At 59.8% G+C, this 17,752-nt stretch carries 17 protein-coding genes; 14 read left to right on the plus strand and 3 right to left on the minus strand.

Annotated elements, in window-relative coordinates:
* Positions 1 to 79 precede the first annotated feature (79 nt).
* From rnhA to JFT87_RS15990, 4 genes are all read left to right on the plus strand, one after another.
* Positions 80 to 532 carry a ribonuclease HI gene (gene rnhA, locus JFT87_RS15975; protein ID WP_201202684.1) on the plus strand — a complete coding sequence of 151 codons (453 nt, stop codon included), beginning with the start codon at positions 80 to 82 and terminating at the stop codon, positions 530 to 532.
* Positions 533 to 712: 180 nt separating this feature from the next.
* A complete protein-coding gene (dnaQ, locus tag JFT87_RS15980) occupies positions 713 to 1,471 on the plus strand; it encodes a DNA polymerase III subunit epsilon (protein ID WP_201202692.1) in 759 nt (252 codons plus the stop codon).
* Between the two features lie 205 nt (positions 1,472 to 1,676).
* The gene (locus JFT87_RS15985) at positions 1,677 to 3,932 is read left to right on the plus strand and encodes an Orn/Lys/Arg family decarboxylase (protein ID WP_201202694.1); all 2,256 of its coding nucleotides are present in this window, start codon (positions 1,677 to 1,679) and stop codon (positions 3,930 to 3,932) included.
* 14 nt (positions 3,933 to 3,946) lie between these two features.
* A complete protein-coding gene (locus JFT87_RS15990; protein WP_201202706.1) occupies positions 3,947 to 4,561 on the plus strand; it encodes a GNAT family N-acetyltransferase in 615 nt (204 codons plus the stop codon).
* Here JFT87_RS15990 and JFT87_RS15995 read toward each other — a convergent pair.
* The gene (locus tag JFT87_RS15995; protein ID WP_201197429.1) at positions 4,527 to 5,420 is read right to left on the minus strand and encodes a LysR substrate-binding domain-containing protein; all 894 of its coding nucleotides are present in this window, start codon (positions 5,418 to 5,420) and stop codon (positions 4,527 to 4,529) included. The two genes, JFT87_RS15990 and JFT87_RS15995, sit on opposite strands and share 35 nt — an antisense overlap.
* Before the next feature lie 88 nt (positions 5,421 to 5,508).
* Positions 5,509 to 5,769: a hypothetical protein gene (locus tag JFT87_RS16000; protein WP_201197430.1), complete on the minus strand. Its 261-nt coding sequence runs from the start codon at positions 5,767 to 5,769 to the stop codon at positions 5,509 to 5,511.
* Positions 5,770 to 5,944: 175 nt separating this feature from the next.
* On the opposite strand from JFT87_RS16000, the gene JFT87_RS16005 reads away from it, so the two are divergent.
* Both JFT87_RS16005 and JFT87_RS16010 read left to right on the plus strand, forming a co-directional pair.
* The gene (locus JFT87_RS16005; RefSeq protein WP_201202713.1) at positions 5,945 to 6,502 is read left to right on the plus strand and encodes an NADPH-dependent FMN reductase; all 558 of its coding nucleotides are present in this window, start codon (positions 5,945 to 5,947) and stop codon (positions 6,500 to 6,502) included.
* Positions 6,503 to 6,686: 184 nt separating this feature from the next.
* Positions 6,687 to 7,970: an arsenic transporter gene (locus tag JFT87_RS16010; RefSeq protein ID WP_201202715.1), complete on the plus strand. Its 1,284-nt coding sequence runs from the start codon at positions 6,687 to 6,689 to the stop codon at positions 7,968 to 7,970.
* 115 nt (positions 7,971 to 8,085) lie between these two features.
* Here the strand turns inward: JFT87_RS16010 and JFT87_RS16015 are convergent, their stop codons facing one another.
* Positions 8,086 to 9,036 (minus strand): DUF1853 family protein, encoded by a 951-nt coding sequence (locus JFT87_RS16015; RefSeq protein WP_201202716.1) that lies wholly within the window; start codon positions 9,034 to 9,036, stop codon positions 8,086 to 8,088.
* Between the two features lie 105 nt (positions 9,037 to 9,141).
* Between JFT87_RS16015 and JFT87_RS16020 the strand changes: the two genes are divergently transcribed.
* The 8 genes from JFT87_RS16020 (at position 9,142) to pepN (ending at position 17,681) form a co-directional block, all read left to right on the plus strand.
* Positions 9,142 to 10,032 carry an NAD(+) kinase gene (locus JFT87_RS16020; protein ID WP_010459816.1) on the plus strand — a complete coding sequence of 297 codons (891 nt, stop codon included), beginning with the start codon at positions 9,142 to 9,144 and terminating at the stop codon, positions 10,030 to 10,032.
* Positions 10,029 to 11,003: a metallophosphoesterase gene (locus JFT87_RS16025; protein WP_446739736.1), complete on the plus strand. Its 975-nt coding sequence runs from the start codon at positions 10,029 to 10,031 to the stop codon at positions 11,001 to 11,003. The genes JFT87_RS16020 and JFT87_RS16025 overlap by 4 nt, the downstream gene beginning before the upstream one ends.
* A 57-nt stretch (positions 11,004 to 11,060) precedes the next feature.
* Positions 11,061 to 12,410 carry an ATP-binding protein gene (locus JFT87_RS16030; RefSeq protein WP_201202721.1) on the plus strand — a complete coding sequence of 450 codons (1,350 nt, stop codon included), beginning with the start codon at positions 11,061 to 11,063 and terminating at the stop codon, positions 12,408 to 12,410.
* A complete protein-coding gene (locus JFT87_RS16035) occupies positions 12,410 to 12,895 on the plus strand; it encodes a hypothetical protein (protein ID WP_201202723.1) in 486 nt (161 codons plus the stop codon). The genes JFT87_RS16030 and JFT87_RS16035 overlap by 1 nt, the downstream gene beginning before the upstream one ends.
* On the plus strand, positions 12,895 to 13,818 hold the full coding sequence (locus JFT87_RS16040) for a tetratricopeptide repeat protein (RefSeq protein WP_201202725.1): 924 nt from the start codon (positions 12,895 to 12,897) through the stop codon (positions 13,816 to 13,818). The genes JFT87_RS16035 and JFT87_RS16040 overlap by 1 nt, the downstream gene beginning before the upstream one ends.
* A 107-nt stretch (positions 13,819 to 13,925) precedes the next feature.
* On the plus strand, positions 13,926 to 14,186 hold the full coding sequence (locus tag JFT87_RS16045) for a YeaC family protein (RefSeq protein WP_133836178.1): 261 nt from the start codon (positions 13,926 to 13,928) through the stop codon (positions 14,184 to 14,186).
* On the plus strand, positions 14,183 to 15,013 hold the full coding sequence (locus JFT87_RS16050) for a DUF2797 domain-containing protein (RefSeq protein WP_201202726.1): 831 nt from the start codon (positions 14,183 to 14,185) through the stop codon (positions 15,011 to 15,013). Before JFT87_RS16045 ends, JFT87_RS16050 begins: the two co-directional genes overlap by 4 nt.
* A 10-nt stretch (positions 15,014 to 15,023) precedes the next feature.
* Positions 15,024 to 17,681 carry an aminopeptidase N gene (gene pepN, locus JFT87_RS16055; RefSeq protein WP_201202727.1) on the plus strand — a complete coding sequence of 886 codons (2,658 nt, stop codon included), beginning with the start codon at positions 15,024 to 15,026 and terminating at the stop codon, positions 17,679 to 17,681.
* Positions 17,682 to 17,752 lie beyond the last annotated feature (71 nt).

Raw genomic sequence — 17,752 nt, forward strand, 5'->3', positions numbered from 1 at the left:
TTTCCCGGCCGGGCTTGCCCGGCCTCGGGCATCGTCGATCCTGGATCGGCGAGCCACCGCATTTTCTGGATAGATTGGCATGAGCGATAGCGTAGAACTGTTCACTGATGGCGCCTGCAAAGGCAACCCTGGCCCCGGCGGCTGGGGCGCACTGCTGGTGTGCAAGGGCGTCGAAAAGGAACTCTGGGGCGGCGAAGCCAACACCACCAACAATCGCATGGAACTGATGGGCGCGATCAAAGGCCTGGAAGAACTCAAGCGTTCCTGCGACGTGCTGCTGGTAACGGACTCCCAGTACGTGATGAAAGGCATCAACGAGTGGATGGATAACTGGAAGAAGCGTGGCTGGAAAACGGCTGCCAAGGAACCGGTTAAAAATGCCGACCTGTGGAAACTGCTGGACGAACAGGTCAACCGCCACAACGTGACCTGGAAGTGGGTCCGCGGCCACATCGGCCACCACGGCAACGAACGGGCCGACCAGTTGGCCAACCGTGGTGTGGATGATGTGCGTGGTTACAAACAAACCTGATTCTTTCTGATGCATCGAGTTGTGGCCCTTCGCGAGCAGGCTCGCTCCCACATTGGAATGCAATTTCCTGTGGGAGCGAGCCTGCTCGCGAAGGGCGCGATACGGTCTGACTGAAACCCCCAGTCGGGCGTGTTAACATCCGCGTTTTTGCACGATTGACCCGTTGAGAGCTGAGCACTGATGGCCACCAGATCCGTTGTACTCGATACCGAAACCACCGGCATGCCGGTGACCGACGGCCATCGTATTGTCGAAATCGGTTGTGTCGAGTTGATCGGTCGGCGTCTCACGGGCCGGCATTTTCACGTTTACCTGCAACCGGACCGCGAGAGTGATGAAGGCGCCATCGGCGTCCACGGCATCACCAACGAATTCCTGGTGGGCAAGCCGCGTTTCGCTGAAGTGGCCGATGAGTTCTTCGAATTCATCAAGGGTGCGCAGCTGATCATCCATAACGCGGCGTTCGACGTTGGCTTCATCAACAACGAATTCGCGCTGATGGGTCAGCAAGATCGCGCTGACATCACGCAGCACTGCTCGATCCTCGACACCCTGATGATGGCCCGGGAACGTCACCCGGGGCAGCGCAACAGCCTCGACGCATTGTGCAAACGCTACGGCGTCGACAACTCCGGCCGCGAACTGCACGGCGCGTTGCTCGACTCCGAGATTCTCGCCGACGTTTACCTGACCATGACCGGCGGCCAGACCAGCCTGTCCCTGGCGGGTAATGCGTCTGACGGTAATGGTTCGGGTGAGGGCGCGGACAACTCCGCCACCGAGATTCGCCGCCTGCCTGCCGATCGCCAGCCAACCCGGATCATCCGCGCTAGCGAAGATGAATTGGCAGCGCATCTGGTGCGGTTGGAGATTATTGCCAAGTCTGCCGGTGGGCCGGCGATGTGGACGCAGATTGCCGAGGCTGACGCTCAAGCCTGAAAAGTCAAAAGATCGCAGCCTCCGGCAGCTCCTACAGGGTGTACACCCTCTAATGTAGGAGCTGCCGGAGGCTCGGGCCGCGATCGGACGATCTTTTGCTTTTGGCGGCATGAAGCCAAGTGGCCACCCTCGCCACTTTCGCTACAACCCTCTACCCTGAGTGCATTGGCGGATTCAACCCCGCCGCCTCAGGACACTGAGCCCCATGTATAAAGATTTGAAATTCCCGGTCTTGATCGTCCATCGCGACATCAAGGCCGACACCGTTGCCGGTGACCGCGTGCGTGGCATCGCACGGGAGCTGGAACAGGAAGGCTTCAGCATTCTCAGTGCGGTGGATTACACCGAAGGGCGGCTGGTCGCCTCGACCCATCACGGCCTCTCGTGCATGTTGATCGCCGCCGAAGACGCCAGCACCAACTCCCATCTCTTGCACAACATGGCCGAGCTGATCGGTCTGGCGCGGGTGCGAGCGCCGGACCTGCCGATCTTCGCTCTCGGCGAGCAGGTCACCCTGGAAAACGCCCCGGCTGACGCCATGGCCGAGCTCAATCAGCTACGCGGCATTCTGTATCTGTTCGAAGACACCGTGCCGTTCCTCGCCCGTCAGGTGGCCCGGGCGGCGCGCAAGTACCTGGATGGTCTGCTGCCACCGTTCTTCAAGGCCTTGGTGCAGCACACCGCCGATTCCAACTATTCCTGGCACACTCCGGGCCATGGCGGTGGCGTGGCGTATCACAAGAGCCCGGTGGGGCAGGCGTTCCACCAGTTTTTCGGGGAAAACACCCTGCGTTCCGATTTGTCGGTGTCCGTGCCGGAGCTTGGTTCGCTGCTCGATCACACCGGCCCACTGGCTGAAGCCGAGGCCCGAGCTGCGCGCAATTTCGGCGCCGATCACACCTTTTTCGTGATCAATGGCACCTCGACGGCGAACAAGATCGTCTGGCACTCCATGGTTGCCCGGGATGATCTGGTGCTGGTGGATCGCAATTGCCACAAATCGGTCTTGCACTCGATCATCATGACCGGCGCCATCCCGTTGTACTTGTGCCCGGAGCGCAATGAACTTGGGATCATCGGCCCGATTCCGCTCAGCGAATTCAGCCGCGAATCAATCCAGGCCAAGATAGATGCCAGCCCGCTGACCAAGGGCCGTGCGCCCAAGGTCAAGTTGGCGGTGGTGACCAATTCGACCTACGACGGCTTGTGCTACAACGCCGAGTTGATCAAGCAGAGCCTGGGCAATAGCGTCGAGGTCTTGCACTTCGACGAGGCTTGGTATGCCTACGCGGCGTTTCACGAGTTCTTCGCCGGCCGTTACGGCATGGGCACGTCGCGCAGTGAGGACAGCCCGCTGGTGTTCACCACCCATTCCACGCACAAACTGCTGGCGGCGTTCAGTCAGGCGTCGATGATCCACGTGCAGGACGGCGGTGCACGGCAACTGGATCGCGACCGTTTCAACGAAGCGTTCATGATGCACATCTCCACCTCGCCGCAGTACAGCATCATCGCGTCGCTGGACGTGGCTTCGGCGATGATGGAAGGCCCGGCCGGGCGTTCGCTGCTGCAGGAAATGTTCGATGAAGCCCTGAGTTTTCGCCGCGCACTGGCCAATCTGCGTCAGCACATTGCGGCGGATGATTGGTGGTTTTCCATCTGGCAGCCGCCGTCGGTGGAAGGGATCACTCAGGTCGTTACCGAAGACTGGCTGTTGCAACCCGACGCTGACTGGCACGGCTTCGGCGGCGTGACGGATGACTACGTGCTGCTCGACCCGATCAAGGTCACGCTGGTCATGCCCGGCCTGACTGCCGGCGGCGCCTTGAGTGAACGCGGGATTCCGGCGGCAGTGGTCAGTAAATTCCTTTGGGAACGCGGATTGGTGGTCGAGAAGACGGGGTTGTATTCGTTTTTGGTGCTGTTCTCCATGGGCATCACCAAGGGCAAATGGAGCACGCTGCTGACCGAGTTGCTGGAGTTCAAGCGCAGTTACGACGCCAACGTCAGCCTTGGCACCTGCCTGCCCTGTGTCACTCAGGAAAATCTTGCGCGTTATCAGGGCATGGGCCTGCGCGACCTGTGCGATCAACTGCACGCCTGCTACCGCAGCAATGCCACGGCCAAACACCTGAAGCGCATGTATACCGTGCTGCCGGAAATCGCCATGAAGCCCGCCGACGCCTATGATCAATTGGTGCGAGGTGAGGTTGAGGCGGTGTCGATCGATGCCCTGAATGGGCGAATTGCTGCCGTGATGCTGGTGCCGTACCCGCCGGGGATTCCGTTGATCATGCCTGGCGAGCGCTTCACCGAATCGACTCGATCGATCATTGATTACCTTGCATTCGCCCGTACCTTCGACAGCAGCTTCCCCGGGTTTGTCGCCGATGTGCACGGATTGCAACACGAAGATGAGGGCAATGGGCGGCACTACACCGTCGATTGCATCAAGGAATGAGGACCTTTCCCAGTATGCAACCGGTCATGAATCCGAAATACCCAGGGCTGTCGGTGCGCGTTGCCGACGATGGTTTTGCGGCCTACATCTGGGGCAGCGACTTCAGTTTTGAAGTCGCCGCCTACGGTGCCGCCGAAATCGGTAAACCGGTGGCGCAGTGGCCGGTAACGCCGATCACCCCTTATCGAAAGTGCTACGGAATTGATCCCGAGGAGTTCAGCAGTTTCCGCGATGCCGCCGACAGTGCGATTTTCATGGCTTATCTGGATGACGAGCCGGTGGGCCACCTGGTGGTCAGCACCAACTGGAACGGCTTTGCCCACATCGACGAACTGGCGGTGCATGCGCCAGCCCGTCGTCACGGCGTGGCCAAGTCGCTGCTGGATGTGGCGCAGTTCTGGAGTCGCAAGAAGAAACTGCCGGGCATCATGCTCGAAACCCAAAACAACAACCTGGGCGCCTGCCGGCTCTATGAGCGCTGTGGTTTTGTGATTGGCGGGATCGATCATCTGCGCTATCGCGGCATCGACCCGAACACCGCCGAAGTGGCGTTGTTCTGGTATCGGCTGTTCGATAATCCGCTGGAAAATCCGATCAGTTCGCCAGCATCGCCACGGCTTGTTCCGTGATGATCGCCAGCAAGGCCTGAACGGCGGGCGAGGGCTCGGCGTTTTTCAAGGTCAGGGCGTAGAGGCTGATCGGCACGGCCGGCGCCAGCGGGCAAACATCCAGCCCGGACGATTTGGCCCCGAGGGCGGTGAAGGGGTCGACGATGGCCAGGCCTTCGCCGGCTTCGACCATGCTGCGCATCATCTGATGGGTCTGGACTCGCGTTTGGATCATCAGCGCCGGGCGTAGTGCTTGCAGCTTGATTTCCAGCGCCGGGCTCAACGGATCATGGCCGTCGAGACCCACCATCGCCTGGCCGGCCAGGTCTTGCACCGACACATACTTCTGCTTGGGTTGCAGCCAGCCATGAGGCGCCAGCAGCTGAAGTTTGCCCTGGGCAATCACTTGGCAATCGATGTCGGCGTGATCGGGGTCATGCAGGCTCAGGCCCAAATCGCTTTCGCGCAACAGCAGGCTGCGGACAATCTCGCGGGTGGGTTGGTTGAGGAGGGTGCAGGGTGCATCGGGAAAGCGTCGGCGCAGGGCCGCGATGCTGTGAGGCAATAACTGTTGAGTCAGCGGCGGGGTGCCGATGATGCGCAGCGGTGGCGCCAAATATTGCTTGAGGCTGTTGGCCAGGCGTTGCACCGGTTCGAGAGCTTCATAGACATGAGCGATCTCGACCTGCAACTCCCGCGCCTCGCGCGTGGCCTGCAAGCGACCGCGCACGCTGGAGAACAGCATGAAGCCCAACTGACCCTCGGCGTCACGCAAAATCCCTTCGACCTCGGTCACGGGCAACTGCAGCCATTCGGCGGCGGTGCCCAGGTGACCGGTCTGCAAGAGCGCCTGGATCACTTCGATATGACGTAAACGCATGCATGAAGTCCATGTTCAGCAGGTGAGGGAGTCAGTGTCTGAATCCTAACTCAAGTGCGCGCATATGACTTCTGCTCATAACACAGGGTTATGAGGCAACGGTGGTTTCCGGCAGGCTGCCGACATAAGTGTCCGGTTCGCGAGTGAGGGTGATATCCGACTGGATCAACTGGAACCGGTTGTCATCGAGCTTCTTCATGCGATCGCCGATGGCCAGTTTGTAGGTGGTGACAGGCTCCGTGCCTTCGACACCGTCTGCCGACGGGGTGGATTCCTGGAACTCATGCACGGAATAAACGCGGCCTTCCGCGTCTCTTGCATGGAACTGACCGACGAGTACTGCTGCCATCTGCTTAGAACCTCTGGAGATAAATCACTCAATTTGCGGCTCAGTAGACCGTGGTTGGGCGAGGTAAGTTTTCCTACAGGAAAAAAATAGTCAGGGGCGGCGATTTTCGCTCGCCCGCTGAATGAATCGTCATCTATAACTACAGGCTCTTTCCATCGATAGTCGAGAACCTTCCATGAGCAACGTCTACACGATCGCCGTCATAGTCGGCAGCTTGAGAAAAGAATCGATCAATCGCAAGGTCGCGCTGGCCCTGGCTGATCTGGCGCCTGCCAATCTGAAACTGAACATCGTCGAAATTGGCGACTTGCCACTCTACAACGAAGACATCGATGGTGCTTCACCGCCGGCAGCCTACAGCACTTTCCGACAACAAGTGAGCTCATCCGACGCAGTGCTGTTTGTGACCCCTGAATACAACCGTTCGGTGCCGGCACCGATGAAGAACGCGATTGACGTGGGTTCGCGTCCATATGGCAAAAGTGCCTGGAATGGCAAGCCGGGTGCAGTGATCAGCGCTTCGCCGGGCGCCATTGGCGGTTTTGGCGCCAATCATCATCTGCGTCAGTCGATGGTGTTTCTCAATGTGCCGTGTATGCAGCAGCCAGAAGCCTACCTCAGTGGTGCCGGGACAGCATTTGATGAATCAGGCAAGTTGAGCGATACGGTGAAACCTTTCCTGCAAAGCTTTATCAATGCTTACGGACAGTTCGTCGAGCAACACAAAAAATAAATTGGGCTGATACACCTTGTGGCTAGGGGATTTATCCCTGTTGGGTTGCGTAGCAGTCGTCAACCTGTGATGTCGGTATGGTTATTGATCGCAGGGGGTCGCTTCGCAACCCGACGGGGATAAATCCCCTCGCCACGGGTAAGATGCGTTTCCTGAAGAACTCTATTGAACAAGGCTGTTGCGGATGCTGGCTGCGACACTGATTTTCCTGCTGACCATCACCCTGGTGATCTGGCAACCCAAGGGCCTGGGCGTTGGTTGGAGCGCGGTGTTTGGCGCGATTCTGGCGCTGCTCTTCGGGGTGGTGCACCTGAGTGACATCCCGCTGGTCTGGCAGATCATCTGGAACGCCACCGGTACCTTCGTTGCGCTGATCATCATCAGTTTGCTGCTGGACGAGGCGGGGTTCTTTGCCTGGGCGGCGTTGCACGTGGCGCGCTGGGGCAAGGGCAATGGGCGCAAACTCTTCGCGTTCATGGTGTTGCTCGGGGCGCTGGTGTCGGCGTTGTTTGCCAATGACGGTGCGGCGTTGATCCTCACGCCAATCGTGATTTCCATGCTGCTGGCATTGCGGTTTTCGCCCGCTGCGACCCTGGCCTTCGTAATGGGTGCCGGTTTCATCGCCGACACCGCGAGCTTGCCGTTGGTGGTGTCGAACCTGGTGAACATCGTTTCTGCCGACTTCTTTCATATCAGCTTCAACCGTTATGCGGCGGTGATGATCCCGGTCAACTTCGTCAGCGTCGCCGCCACGCTGGGTATGTTGATGTGGTTCTTTCGCAAGGACATTCCCAAGGCTTACGACCCAGAGCAACTGGACGACCCGGCCACGGCGATCCACGACAAAGCCACGTTTTATGCCGGTTGGGTGGTGTTGGTGATTTTGCTGGTTGGCTGCTTCGCCCTGGAGCCGCTGGGCATTCCGATCAGCGCGATTTCCGCCGTCTGCGCTGCGTTGCTGCTGGGCATTGCTGCTCGCGGCCACAAGATTTCCACGCGCAAGGTGATGAAAGAAGCGCCGTGGCAGATCGTGATTTTCTCCCTGGGCATGTACTTGGTGGTCTATGGCCTGCGTAATGCCGGGCTCACCGACTACCTGGCCGGTTGGCTGAACGGCTTTGCCGGTTACGGTGTCTGGGGCGCGGCCATGGGCACTGGCGTGCTGACGGCGTTGTTGTCATCGATCATGAACAACTTGCCAACGGTGCTGATCGGCCTGCTCTCGATTGATGCCAGTCAGGCCACGGGCGTGGTCAAGGAAGCGATGATCTACGCCAACGTCATCGGCAGCGACCTGGGGCCGAAAATCACCCCGATTGGCAGTTTGGCGACTTTGTTGTGGTTGCATGTGCTGGAGCGCAAGAACATCACGATCGGGTGGGGTTATTACTTCAAGGTCGGGATTGTGCTGACGGTGCCGGTGTTGTTGGTGACGTTGGCGGCGTTGGCTGTGCGGTTATCCATTTAAAACGCGTCGGCCCATTCGCGAGCAAGCCCGCTCCCACAGGGGATTTGCGGCGTACACAAATCCAATGTGGGAGCGGGCTTGCTCGCGAAGAGGCCAGTCCAGGCACTACAAATCCTCAACCACTACCCGGCACATTCGGCCAAAGATCCGCCACCAGAAACAACCGCTCGGCTTCTTCCCAATCCCCACTGGCATTCTCGGCCAGCCGCACCATCAGCTGCGCCGGGGCCAGCGGCTCCAGCTCACTGATCCACGTATCCAACTGCTCAGTGGTCCAGGTCTGTTCCGCCGGATAGTGCGCCGGTGCCAGCCAGGCATGGCGGGGCAGGGGTTGCCAACGACCTGGCGGGCGCTGCACGACAAAGTCCGCCCAATCCTTCTGATGCAGCCAGCTACCGCGCAAATGCTGCGGATGCGCGCCACTCGGCGACTCGGACTGCCCCGGCCACGGGTACAGCAGATAGCCGCCTAGCCACAAATGCGCACTGAACTGCTGAATATCCAGCGCCGCCAGCACTTCGCGGCTTTCTGGCCGGGCAGATATCGGTAATTGATGCTGGCTCAAGTGCGCCAGTTTACGGTCCAGGCGATCATGACAACCGGGGCCGAGCCACTGGGCGGTGTCGTGTCCATCGCCATTCTGTGGGCCGAGGTAGAGTTTGATCGCCAGCTCCAGGTGATGCACGCCGTCACGATCACGCAGCAGCATGTCCAGTTCGCCCAAGGTGTGACCCTCGCGGCGAATCGGCAAATTGGCGGCGATCAGCTCGATGCCCGGCGCATGGCGCACGGCGTATTGCCACAGGCGTTCGTAATACAGGCCCAGACGCCGGGTCCGGGCCTGCGCCAGCCAGTGCAGCAAGTCATAACTGTCACGATCCAGTTGCCGCAGCCAGTGCTCCAGGCGTTCCGGCGCCTGCACCCAGTCGCTGCCGGCCAGTGGATGGCGCTGCGGCCACGGCACTTCATCGAGCATCGGCGGCGCGAGGATGACCCAAGCCAGGTCGCGCACTTCAGGGTGGCGCAACTGGTGGGGTAGCTGGAGCAAGTCCGGGAATAAGATCATTCTGCGAGCATAGCCTCTTAAGTCATGGCTGAAAGGGTTTTGTCTACGCCGTGCTTTCGCCCATAATCGTCGCTTTAGCCCGTCGCAGAAACTCGCAGGAGCCCCATGGAGCAATTTCGTAATATCGGCATCATCGGTCGCCTGGGCAGTTCGCAGGTGCTGGATACCGTCCGCCGACTGAAACGGTTTCTGCTCGATCGTCACCTGCACGTGATCCTCGAAGACACCATCGCCGAAGTCCTGCCGGGCCATGGCCTGCAAACCTCGTCGCGCAAGATGCTCGGCGAAGTCTGTGACATGGTGATTGTGGTCGGCGGTGACGGCAGCCTGCTAGGCGCCGCTCGTGCGCTGGCCCGGCACAATATTCCGGTGCTGGGGATCAACCGCGGCAGCCTGGGTTTCCTGACCGATATTCGCCCCGATGAGCTGGAAGTCAAAGTCGCCGAAGTGCTCGACGGCCACTATCTGGTGGAAAACCGCTTCCTGCTGCAAGCCGAAGTCCGTCGCCATGCCGAGGCCATTGGCCAGGGCGATGCGCTGAATGACGTGGTGCTGCATCCCGGCAAATCGACGCGAATGATCGAGTTCGAGCTGTACATCGACGGCCAGTTCGTCTGCAGCCAGAAGGCCGACGGCCTGATCGTCGCCACACCGACTGGTTCGACTGCTTATGCGCTGTCGGCAGGCGGGCCGATCATGCATCCCAAGCTCGACGCTATTGTGATTGTGCCGATGTACCCCCATACCTTGTCAGGCAGGCCAATTGTGGTCGATGGCAACAGTGAGCTGAAAATCGTCGTGTCCAAGGATATGCAGATCTACCCGCAAGTCTCCTGTGATGGGCAGAACCACTTCACCTGCGCGCCGGGCGACACCATCACCATCAGCAAAAAGGCCCAGAAGTTGCGGCTGATTCACCCCCTCGACCACAACTACTACGAAGTGTGCCGGACCAAGCTCGGTTGGGGCAGTCGATTGGGTGGTGGAGGCGACTGATGCTCGATCCCGCGCGAGGCTACGACCTGATCGGTGACGTGCACGGTTGCGCTCTGACCCTTGAGCACTTGCTCGACCGGCTCGGTTATCACAAACAAGGTGGCGTCTGGCGGCATCCGTCGCGTATGGCGGTGTTCGTCGGTGACATCATCGACCGTGGCCCGCGGATTCGCGAAGCGCTGCACATCGTCCACGGCATGGTCGAGGCCGGCCAGGCGCTGTGCATCATGGGCAACCATGAGTTCAACGCGCTGGGCTGGAGCACTCCGGCACCGCCCGGCAGCGGCAAGCATTTCGTGCGTGAGCACACCCCGCGCCACGCCCGGCTGCTGGGGGAAACCCTGACGCAATTTGAAGATCATCCCGGCGACTGGCATGACTTCCAGCAATGGTTCTACGAGTTGCCCTTGTTCGTCGATGCCGGACGTTTCCGCGTCGTGCATGCCTGCTGGGACGCCGGCCTGATCGAGCCGTTGCGCGCGCTGTTTCCCAATGGTTGCGTCGATGAGCATTTTCTCCAGGCCTCGGCCGTGCCGGGCAGTTTCGCCTGCACCGTATTCGATCGCCTGCTGCGCGGCACCGATATGCGCCTGCCCGATGGCCAGACCATGACCAGTGGCGATGGCCTGACGCGTTCGTTCTTCCGCACCAAGTTCTGGGAAGACGACCCGCAAACCTATGGAGACATTGTGTTCCAACCCGACGCCTTGCCTGAACCGGTGGCCCGTACGCCACTGTCGTCCAGCGAAAAAAACACTTTGCTGCGTTACGGCATCGATGAGCCTCTGTTGTTCGTCGGCCACTACTGGCGCAGCGGCAAACCGGCGCCGATCCGGCCGAACCTCGCTTGTCTGGATTACAGCGCGGTGCTTTACGGCAAGCTCGTGGCCTATCGCCTGGACCAGGAAACCCATCTCGACCCGCATAAATTTGTCTGGGTCGATGTCGAACGGCCGGAGGTGCTGCAATGATCGCGGCCTGCTCGTTCTGCTATTTCAATTCGCAACTGGCTGTCACAAGGATTCACCATGGATGACACGACGCTGGATCAACTGGAGGCTGCGCTGCTGGCCTCGCCGGGAAACGTCGCGTTGCTGACGCTGGTGCTCAAGGCCTGCCTTGAACGCGGTGACAACGCGCGCGGCCTCAAACTGGTCCCCGCCGACCTGCACCAGCTGCCGGACGCCGAGGCTCTGAAGCCGATCGCCGCGCAGTTGTACCTTGCCGCCGGGCAGGCTGAAAAAGCCTTGAGCCTGGCGAGCGGTGAGGGCGCCAATCTGCAACTGTTGCGCGCACGGGCACTGGCCGATCTTGATCGCCTCAAGGAAGCGCTGGTCGAATACCGCGCCGCCATCAGTGCCAACCCTGCACTGGAAGACATGGCGCTGTGGCGTCGCTTGAACGTGTCGGTGGTGGATTTTTCCGCCGGTGAAGGGCGGCCGAAGTTGCGCGTGATCTCCAACGATGACACCGACCAGACCGAAGTGCGCCGGCTGCTGGTACCCGACAGTGAGACGGTGACCTTCAATGACATCGGCGGTCTGGATGATCTGAAGAAGACCATCCATAAAAAGATCATCCTGCCGTATCAGAAACCCGGGCTGTTCGAGCGCTTCCGCAAGCGTGTTGGCGGCGGCGTGCTGCTCTACGGGCCGCCGGGTTGCGGCAAGACCTTGCTGGCGCGGGCAACCGCCGGCGAGTGCAAGGCGAAGTTCTTCAACGTGGCGATTTCCGACGTGCTGGACATGTACATCGGCGAGTCCGAGCGCAAGCTGCATGCCCTGTTCGAGCAGGCGCGGGCGCAGGCACCGGCGGTGATGTTCTTCGATGAAGTCGAGGCGTTGGGCGGTAAACGCTCCAATACCCGTGAGTCGACATCGTCGAAACTGGTCAGCCAGTTCCTCTCGGAAATGGACGGCTTCACCCATGACAACCATGGCGTGCTGATCCTTGCCGCGACCAACGTGCCGTGGTCGGTGGATTCGGCGTTCCGTCGCCCCGGCCGCTTCGATCGCGTGCTGTTCGTGCCGCCACCGGATCGTGCGGCCCGCGAAAACATGCTGCAACTGATGGTCAAGGGCCGACCGGTGGCGGCGGATATCGATTTCGCCTTCCTCGCCAAACACACCTCGGGATTCTCCGGCGCCGACCTCAGCGAACTGGTGGAAACTGCCGCCGATGAAGCCATCGAGGAGTCGATCAGCGAAGGTGCCGAGCAGCCGATCTGCGATCGCCACTTCAAGCAGGCGTTGAAAGAAGTCCGCGCGACGACGCTGGAATGGCTAACCACCGCGCGTAACTACGCGCGCTATGCCAATGAAGGCAATCAGTACGATGAGGTGCTGGCCTTCCTCGACAAACATGGCAAGGGACGCTGATGGGAACCCAGAATATTTACCGCATTGAAGATGAACCGCGCCCGGGCGGATTGGCACGGTTTGCCGTGTCGCCGTTCTGGCCATTGCTGGCGCTGATGATGGGCGGGCTATGGTTGGGTTTGCCGTGGTTCGTGCTCAACTCGATTGCCGTGGGCAGCCCAACGCGCAAGCGTGAGTGGATCTGGGTCGGCGTCGGTGCCGTGGGCAGCGTAATCCTCGGGCTGGCCTTGATCAGCTTGTTGAACAACGGCTACCTGAGCACTCAGGCGCAGATTCAGTACGCCTTGCTGGTGCTGGTGGTGTGGAAGCTGAGCATCGGTTACGTGCTGTACACCCTGCAGAACTCGACCATCGAGCTGTACCAATATTATGGCGGCGTGCTCAATCGCTTCGCGCCGCTGGTCGCGCTCGCAGGCGCCTTCTTGCTCAAAGGGATCGTGGTCACTCTGGTGCCGGCGACCCTTTGGTATCTGGTGGTGAGCTGATGAATACCTCCTATCTGCTGCAAGTGGCTTATCAGCGGTTGCAGTCCGGCCACAATGACGGCGCCATCGACAGCCTGCGACAACTGTTGGCCGATGACCCGGAATGTGCTGAAGCCCACGCATTGCTGGCGCTGTGTCTGCTCAACATGCGCCGTCTGCATGCCGGGCGCCACGAAGCCTCGATGGCGTTGGCGATGGACCCGGCGTTGCCGCTGGCACATTACGCCGCTGCGCACATCGACATGGCCTCGCGGCAATTCAAGACTGCCGAACAGCACCTGTTGCAACTGCTCGACATGGAGCCGACGGAGCCGCGTTACTACCGCAGCCTCGCCGACCTGTTCCAACTGACCGGGCGCCTGAGTCAGAGTCAGGCGTTGCTGGAAAAAGCCCTGGAGCTGGGGCCTGACGATCCGGCCAATCTGGTGGCGATGGCTGAATATCATCAGGCCTGTGGCCATTGGCAGCAGGCGGAAGGTTTCGCCCGCCAGGCGCTGCAGGCCGATCCCGGGCATGCCGGGGCCGTGGTGGTGCTGGGTCGTTTGCTGCTGCGGCAGGGCGATATCAACGGTGCGCGCGAACACGCGATCTGGGCCCTGCAGGAAAACGCCAGCAATGTCTCGGCACTGAGCCTGCTGACCGCGGTGAAGGCGCGCAGCAATGTGTTCATGGGTTTCTGGTGGCGGTTCAACAGCTGGATGACCGAGCGCAGTACGACCGGCGCGATCATCCTGTTGCTGGCGATGTTTGTGGTGTATCGCGTCACCGTGATCACCCTCACCGCACAGGGCTATCCCGGTGCCGCCGAGGTGATTGACTGGGTGTGGCTGGCGTTCGCCCTTTATACCTTCACCGCACCGCAGATTTTCCGGCGTGCGCTGGAAAAGGAACTGACCCAGGTAAAACTTTCAAGGGAGTTCTAGGGCGTCGGGCCTCGCGCCCGTCGACCCGCTCGCTGACCTGATGCCCGGCAGTGTCTTGCCGCTTCAGCGCCGTTAAACTAACGACATTCATTGGAGAGTGTTCATACATGTCCTCTTTTAACGAAATGATCAAAAACATCACCCCCGATATCTACCAGAGCCTGAAACTGGCGGTGGAAATCGGCAAATGGTCCGACGGTGGCAAACTCACCGCCGAGCAGCGCGAACTGTCCCTGCAAGCGATGATCGCCTGGGAAATCCAGAACCTGCCCGAAGAAGAACGCACCGGCTACATGGGCCCGCAGGAATGCAGCTCGAAGTCGATCAGCGTGCCGAACATCCTGTTCAAGTCGGATGCCATCCATTGATCGAGATTGGCCGCGGTGCAATCAGCAAAATGTCGGCGCGCCTTGACGGGCCGAACGTGCAGTACGCTTTTCGTCTGGGCGACACCGAGGTGCCGGTCAATCCAATGATCGGTACGACCGTGCGCCTGGAGTATCTGGGGGGGATTTTCTGCTCCCATTGCGGACGCAAGACCAAAACCAGTTTCAGCCAGGGATACTGCTACCCGTGCATGACCAAACTGGCCCAGTGCGACATCTGCATCATGAGCCCGGAGCGTTGCCATTTCGACGCCGGCACCTGCCGTGAGCCGGAGTGGGGCCAGACGTTCTGCATGACCGATCACATCGTCTACCTGTCCAACTCGTCGGGGGTGAAAGTCGGGATTACCCGCGCCAACCAGATGCCGACTCGCTGGATCGACCAGGGCGCCCGTCAGGCCTTGCCGATCATGCGTGTCTCGACCCGTCAGCAGTCCGGTTTCGTCGAAGACCTGTTCCGCAGTCAGGTAGCTGACAAGACCAATTGGCGTGCTTTACTCAAGGGCGATGCTGTGCCGGTGAACCTGATGGAAATCCGTGATCAGCTGTTTGATAGCTGCGCCGAAGGTTTACTAGGTTTGCAGGAACGATTTGGACTACAGGCAATCCAGACTATTGCCGACGTAGACGTCCTCGAGATCCGATATCCAATTGAGCAATACCCGGCCAAAATCGTCAGCTTCAACCTGGACAAGAACCCGATTGCCGAAGGCACGCTGCTGGGGATCAAAGGCCAATACCTGATCTTCGACACCGGCGTGATCAATATTCGTAAATACACGGCTTACCAGCTCGCCGTGCATCAGTAAGGACTCCAGTATGCGCACCGAACAACCGAAGATGATCTACCTGAAGGACTATCAGGCGCCCGAGTACCTGATCGACGAGACACACCTGACCTTCGAGTTGTTCGAGGACCACAGTCTGGTCCATGCGCAACTGGTGATGCGCCGCAATCCCGAGCGTGGCCCGGGCCTGCCGCCGCTGGTACTGGACGGCCAGCAGATTGAGTTGCTGTCGGTCACCCTGGCCGATAGCGAATTGACTGCTGCCGACTACCAGTTGACGGAAAATCACCTGACCCTGCACCCGACCAGCACCACGTTCACAGTCGATACCAGTGTCAAGATCCACCCGGAAACCAACACGGCGCTGGAAGGCCTGTACAAATCCGGCACCATGTTCTGCACCCAGTGCGAGGCCGAAGGCTTCCGCAAGATCACCTATTACCTCGACCGCCCGGACGTGATGAGCACGTTCACCACCACCGTGGTCGCCGAGCAGCACAGCTATCCGGTGCTGCTGTCCAACGGCAACCCGATTGCCAGCGGCCCTGGCGAAGACGGTCGGCACTGGGCGACCTGGGAAGACCCGTTCAAGAAACCGGCCTACCTGTTCGCGCTGGTGGCCGGTGACTTGTGGTGTGTCGAAGACACCTTCACCACCATGACCGAGCGCACCGTGGCGCTGCGCATCTACGTCGAGCCGGAAAACATCGACAAGTGCCAGCACGCGATGAACAGCCTGAAGAAGTCGATGCGCTGGGACGAAGAGGTCTACGGTCGCGAATACGATCTGGACATCTTCATGATCGTAGCGGTGAACGACTTCAACATGGGCGCCATGGAGAACAAGGGCCTCAACATCTTCAACTCCAGCGCCGTGCTGGCCCGGGCCGAAACCGCGACCGATGCTGCGCACCAGCGGGTCGAGGCGATCGTTGCCCACGAATACTTCCACAACTGGTCGGGCAACCGCGTGACCTGCCGCGACTGGTTCCAGTTGTCGCTCAAGGAAGGCTTCACTGTGTTCCGCGATTCCGGCTTCTCCGCCGACATGAACTCGGCCACGGTCAAGCGCATTCAGGACGTGGCATACCTGCGTACCCACCAGTTCGCTGAAGATGCAGGTCCCATGGCTCACGCCGTGCGCCCGGACAGCTTTATCGAGATTTCCAACTTCTACACCCTGACCGTGTACGAAAAGGGCTCGGAAGTGGTCGGCATGATCCACACCTTGCTCGGTGCCGAAGGTTTCCGTAAAGGCAGCGACCTGTACTTCGATCGCCACGACGGCCAGGCCGTGACCTGCGACGACTTTATCAAAGCCATGGAAGACGCCAACGGTGTCGACCTGACCCAATTCAAACGCTGGTACAGCCAGGCGGGTACACCGCGACTGGCGGTGAGCGAGTCTTACGACGCGGCTGCGAAAACCTACAGTCTGACCTTCCGCCAGAGCTGCCCGCAAACTCCGGACAAGGTTGAAAAGCTGCCGTTCGTGATTCCTGTGGAATTGGGGCTGCTGGATTCCAAAGGTGCGGCCATTGCGCTGCGTCTGTCTGGCGAAGCTTCGGCACAAGGCACTTCGCGGGTCATCTCGGTGACTGAAGCTGAGCAGACTTTCACTTTCATCGATATCGCCGAGCAGCCGTTACCTTCGCTGCTGCGCGGTTTCTCTGCACCAGTTAAATTGAGCTTCCCGTACAACCGCGATCAACTGATGTTCCTGATGCAGCACGACAGCGACGGTTTCAACCGCTGGGATGCCGGTCAGCAGTTGTCGGTGCAGGTGCTGCAAGAGCTGATTGCCCAGCAACAGAAGGGCGAGAAACTGGTACTGGATCAGCGACTGATTTCGGCATTGCACACTGTGTTGACCGACGAGACGCTGGATCAGGCCATGGTCGCGGAAATGCTTTCGCTGCCGGGTGAAGCCTATCTGACGGAAATCAGCGAAGTGGCTGATGTCGATGCGATTCACACCGCTCGCGAGTTCGTTCGCAAGCAACTGGCGGAAAACTTGTTCGAAGCGCTGTGGCTGCGTTATCAGGCTAACCGCGACCTGTCGAAGAAAACCCCATACGTGGCCGAGGCCGAGCATTTCGCTCGTCGCGCGTTGCAGAACATTGCGCTGTCGTACCTGATGCTCAGCGGTAAGCCTGAGGTGTTGGCGGCGACGCTGGAACAGTTCGAAACCGCCGACAACATGACCGAGCGCCTGACGGCGTTGGCAGTATTGGTCAACTCGTCGTTCGAAGACGAGAAAGCCACGACCCTGGCCAGTTTCGCCGAACACTTCAAGGACAATCCGCTGGTTATGGATCAGTGGTTCAGCGTTCAGGCTGGCAGCACGTTGCCGGGTGGTTTGGCGCGGGTTCGTCAGTTGATGGAGCATCCGGCGTTCAATATGAAGAACCCGAACAAGGTGCGGGCTTTGGTGGGCGCGTTTGCCGGGCAGAACCTGATCAACTTCCATGCGGCGGATGGTTCGGGGTATCGCTTCCTCGCTGATTTGGTGATTGAGTTGAACGGGTTTAATCCGCAGATCGCTTCTCGACAGTTGGCGCCGCTGACTCGCTGGCGCAAGTATGACGATGCTCGTCAGGCGTTGATGAAAGGTGAGCTGGAGCGGATTCGTGGTTCGGGTCAGTTGTCCAGTGATGTGTTTGAAGTGGTCAGCAAGAGCCTGGCTTGAGATTTGTGGTAGGGCTTGCCCTCACCCTAACCCTCTCCCAGTGGGAGAGGGGACTGACCGAGGTGGATGGT

This window comes from Pseudomonas sp. TH15 (assembly GCF_016651105.1).
Classification (GTDB): domain Bacteria; phylum Pseudomonadota; class Gammaproteobacteria; order Pseudomonadales; family Pseudomonadaceae; genus Aquipseudomonas.